Here is a 4,767-nt window from a genome sequence, read left to right as displayed (position 1 = left end):
TGCGACGAATCGCCTTAAACTTACTCAAGCAAGAGAAAACATCCAAGAGAGGCATCAAGGGAAAACGGCATAAAGCAGGATGGGACAATGACTATCTTTTCACAGTCCTAATGTCTTAATTTTAATCATGCGTTTGCCCTGAGGTTCGGAGTCGTTCTCGGCGAGCTGCCTGAACTGGAGGATCTCGGTAGTGTCGGTAATGCCAGCCGTTTCCGTCTCGCCCTGGACGCCATTGTCAGCGCCATAGTCCAGTATGAATACCCGCTGGTGATATTCATTGATGACCTTCAGTGGGCTGATGGCGGCTCTCTCGGCCTTATTAAAAATATATTTGAGCGCCGTAAGGGTGCTCAGCTGTTTCTCATTGGGGCCTATCGCGACAATGAAGTTGATCAACTGCATCCGTTGACCCGTTGCCTTCAGAACCTGACGGATATGGGGCTCGATATTGCCAGGGCGGGATTGAGCCCGCTCAGCGAGCTTGATCTGGCCGGTCTGATTGCCGACAGTCTTTGCTCGTCAACCACTGAAACAAAGGACATCTGCGAGGAAGTCATGCATAAAACCCATGGCAACCCCTTCTTCGTGCATGAAGTCCTCACCCAGCTCTATCATGCCAAAGCGTTTAATTTTTCCGCTCAACTGGGCCGATGGCAATGGGATATCTATAATATTCGTGCGCTGGGCCTTAGCTCCAATGTCATCGATTTTCTCATCGTCAAAATTAAAAATCTGGGAGCCGAGGTCATTCCTCTTCTGGCCCATGCAGCGTGCATAGGCCATGAATTTGACCTGAAAACCCTATGTGCATTGTCTGGCGCGGGACTCCAGGAAGCCACAAAGATATTGGCAGGTCCGTGTCAGGAGCACATCCTCATCTACGAAGGGCCATCCTTTTTATTCCAGCACACTTCGAGCGAGGAAAGACCTGCAGCCACCTTTGATGGGATCAGATACCGGTTTGTCCATGACCGCGTACAGCAGGCCTGCCATGCTCTTTTTCCCGATGCCGAGATCAAAAAAATCAAGTTGCAATATGGAAGGCATCTTCTACGATACTCGAGCGACGAGGATGTGAAGAAAAATCTAATCGTGCAGATTGCTGAACTATTTAACAGTGGACTTGATTATATAGAAGACTCTTCTGAACAAAGTCTTGTTGTCGATCTGAACCTCAAGGCTGCGAAAAAATCCGCGGCATCACTTTCCTATGGAAGCGCGGTAAAATTTGCTAGGCTTGGCCTTGAAATCCTGCAAAGGGTCGACAAAGATAACCTGGGTGATCGCTGGCGTGCCCTGATGTTCACGCTGGCTGAAGCAGAATACCACAATCACAATGTTGAGATCTCTGAGCAACTCTTTGAAAGCCTCCTTTCAAAGGGAGGAAACCCTTTTTCCATGGCCCTGGTATATGAGAAAAAAACGGCCCTCTATGGCCTAACTGGGGAGTATGAAAAAGCCTGCCTCAGTGGAATTGAGGCACTCAAGCTACTTGGAATTGATTTGCCAGCAAAACCACACATAGCCTATGCCGCTTTTGAATGTTTAAGGAGTCTATATTTAGCCGGGAAACTTAGAAAAAGTGGCCAATTGTTCGAAAGATTGATGTCGCCGCCCGTTGATGATGAAAAGCATAAACTTACGGTGGCGCTATTCATTGCAATTCAATTCAATTCATTTCAGCACAGTATTAACCTTTTTACTCTTGCCAATGCTTATCCAATTCGAATCCTTCTTAAGAATGGAAATACGGAGGGCGCAAGTGGACTCTACCAAAACCTTGCTTTGCTCACTCTTTTAATTAATCGGGACTATCATCATGCTGCAGCCGTGGCAGATTTAGGGATTGAATTTGCGAAAAAGTATGAGTCCAAAAGCAGCCTTGGGAAGACATTGTTTTCAAATGCATACTGCCTTCTTCCATGGGCAAAAGATGTAAGAGAAACCACAGGCGTAATCGCAGAAGCAGAAGATTTTCTTGCTCAGGCAGGAGAAACTGCCTGGCTCGATAGCGCTCGCGCCACCAGACTATTTTTTACTATGCATTACGCGCCTTACATCCAGGGTATAGCAAAAATGGCACGAGACATGGAGGGTGTGACCATGTTGAAAATATCGCAAGCCGCAACCCCTGGCTATTGCATAACGCAGCAATACCTGCGGGTGATGGATGGAGTCGTACCCGACATCCTTACATTTCGTGATGAGGATATCTGGGATAGAGACGCTATTGACAAAGTCATGAATAAGGTTCCAACCACAACGTCCAGAACCGTTTATTTGGTACTCCAATCGCAATCATTTCTTATTTTCAATCAATATGAAGACGCTCTTCAACTGCTCCTGGCATGTGAGCTTAATAAAGTCGTGGGCTGTGTATCCGTTGCCTATCACAACTTTTTTATCGGCTTATGCGCTTCGGCACTCCATCAACGGCAGCTCATGGGTTCCTGGGAGTGCGGAAAGAGGCTTCGATCAACATTGAAAAAAGCCCGAACGTGGGCTTCTGTTGTGCCTGTTAATTTTAAGCACTTTGCACTTATACTTGAGGCGGAATTTCAGTTGTTCAAGGGTCAATATCTAAAGGCGACAGTCCTCTATGATGAAGCTATCAGCACTGCCGAGCAATACAGCTATTTCTGGGTCGCTGGCCTTGCCGCTGACCGCTGTGCAGAGATGTATCTCGATCTGAAACAGCAGCGGCTGGCTGAACCTTATTTAAGGCTTGCCTATGGCTTCTATCAGACTTATGGAGCGCCGGGAAAGCTAAAACAACTTGCAGCAAATCACCCCAATGTCTTCAGTAAAGCGAGTCCCGGCAGCACGAATGCTGGACTCAACAAAACCCTGCATGGCAAGACCATTGCTCAGTCCGATGGCCAGACTTATCAGCATGGTGATGTCCTGGATGTAACGGCCATAACTCGCGCGGCACAGGCAATCTCCGGTTCCATCCGGATTGATGACCTGCTTTCCAAGCTTCTTGCCATCCTTCGCCAGACTGCGGGAGGCAACCGCTGCGTGCTGCTTCTGCCAATGAAGGAAGGATCCGAATCCACGTGGCGAGTGATGGCGCAAAGCATCGATTCGAACGATCCGAAGCTTATGCTTCATGTCCCATACCAGGAGTCACCTCATCTATGCACCGCGATCTGCGAATACGTCATGAGATCGAAATTGCCCCTCGTGCTTGGTGATCCGGGCAGGGAAGGTGCTTACACCCAGAACAGCTACGTTAAGGAGCAGAGGCCACAATCCATCCTCTGCATGCCCATCATAAGCAGAAACAATCCTGTAGCTTTGATTTACCTTGAAAACAGTACATCGACCCATGCATTTACGTCGGAACGAATTGAACTTATTACAACGCTTGGTTCACAGGCCGCGATTTCAATCGAAAATGCCTTGCTTTATGCAGGAATGGAAAAGCAGGTTGAGGAAAGAACCGCTAAATTAAACGAAAAAACCCGTGAAGTAAGAAGCATTCTTCAGAATATAGAGCTTGGGATATTCACCGTAGGCTTATCCCCGGACCGATCTAAAATCGTTATCGATCCGGAGCATTCCGTCTACCTCAAGTCCATCCTTGAAATGGAAAATCCAGGTGGCAGGGAGCTTTCAGAGATTCTCAAAAAAACCAGTCTTGGCGAGGACCAGCAGGCCGGTCTTGTGAGCGCCATCAATGCCATGGTGGGTGAGGATGCACTTGCCAGGGAAATGAATGAACACTTTCTCTTGAAGGAATTTGAGCTGCTGTTCGCCGATGGTCGAAATAAAATCATTGAAATTGACTGGGGATTTATTTATTCGGACAGCCACATTCTTGAAAAGATACTCGTCAGTCTTCGCGACACGACCAGATTGAAGGCGCTTCAATTGGAGGTGGACGCGCATAAAGAGGAACTCGAGATCATTGGCCAGGTGCTTGATATAACATTGCCGAAGTTCAAGCTCTTTGCTGAAAGGGCCAATCAGTATCTTCAGGAGAACCGAAAAGTTCTGATTCGCCGGACTGCATCGAGAGAATTGCTGGACGTGCTTTATCGCAATCTGCATACTCTGAAAGGTTTATGTCGCAACTATAAAATGATGAGACTTTCCGACCTTGTTCACAAGGCAGAGGAAACCCTCAGTGTCGTCAGGGCAGAAGCGGATGCAGGCTGGGATTTTGAGAGAATGGAAGCGGACCTGGCTCCGATCGAGTCGATACTGTTCAAGTATTCCGACGTAATTAATCGAAAACTTGGTTTCGGCTCTGAGAAAATGGGCCCCTCCGATAGACTGGAAACCGTGGCTGGTCTAACGGCTGCTCTCAGGGAAACGCTGCCCTCCATTGCCCAAAGCCTCGGCAAGAAACCTCCACAAATACATATTGAGGGTAGGCACATTCTTCTGAACAGAGAGAATTCCGAACTCATGGAAGGAGTCCTGACTCATTGCCTGCGCAATTCCATTGATCATGGAATCGAGGCACCAGGAGAACGCTTGAAAGCAGGAAAGGACGAAGTCGGGAAAATCAATGTTGTGGTCGAGGAAGAACCGGAGAGCTACCTTGTCACGATCCGGGATGATGGAGCAGGGCTGGACCTTGGAAGGATAGAAGCCATGGCGCGAAAGCGAGGCATCCTGGGGAAGGACACTGCAACGGACGATGAAATTGCAGCCTTCATTTTTCATTCCGGTTTGAGCACAGCAGAGAAGGTGACAGATATCTCGGGCCGCGGGGTTGGAATGGACGCCGTTAAAGCCCTGGTCGAGGCTCATGGT

General features: G+C 48.3%; 1 protein-coding gene. It reads left to right on the top strand.

What is annotated here, in order from left to right; all coding sequences use genetic code 11:
- Positions 1-267: 267 nt before the first annotated feature.
- Positions 268-4,767: GAF domain-containing protein (locus VE954_RS29470; RefSeq protein WP_324959698.1), on the top strand; the 4,500-nt coding region annotated here is incomplete at its 3' end.

It is taken from the genome of Oligoflexus sp. (assembly GCF_035638955.1).
GTDB lineage: Bacteria > Bdellovibrionota_B > Oligoflexia > Oligoflexales > Oligoflexaceae > Oligoflexus.
This window is presented reverse-complemented; position numbering and strand designations above follow the sequence as displayed.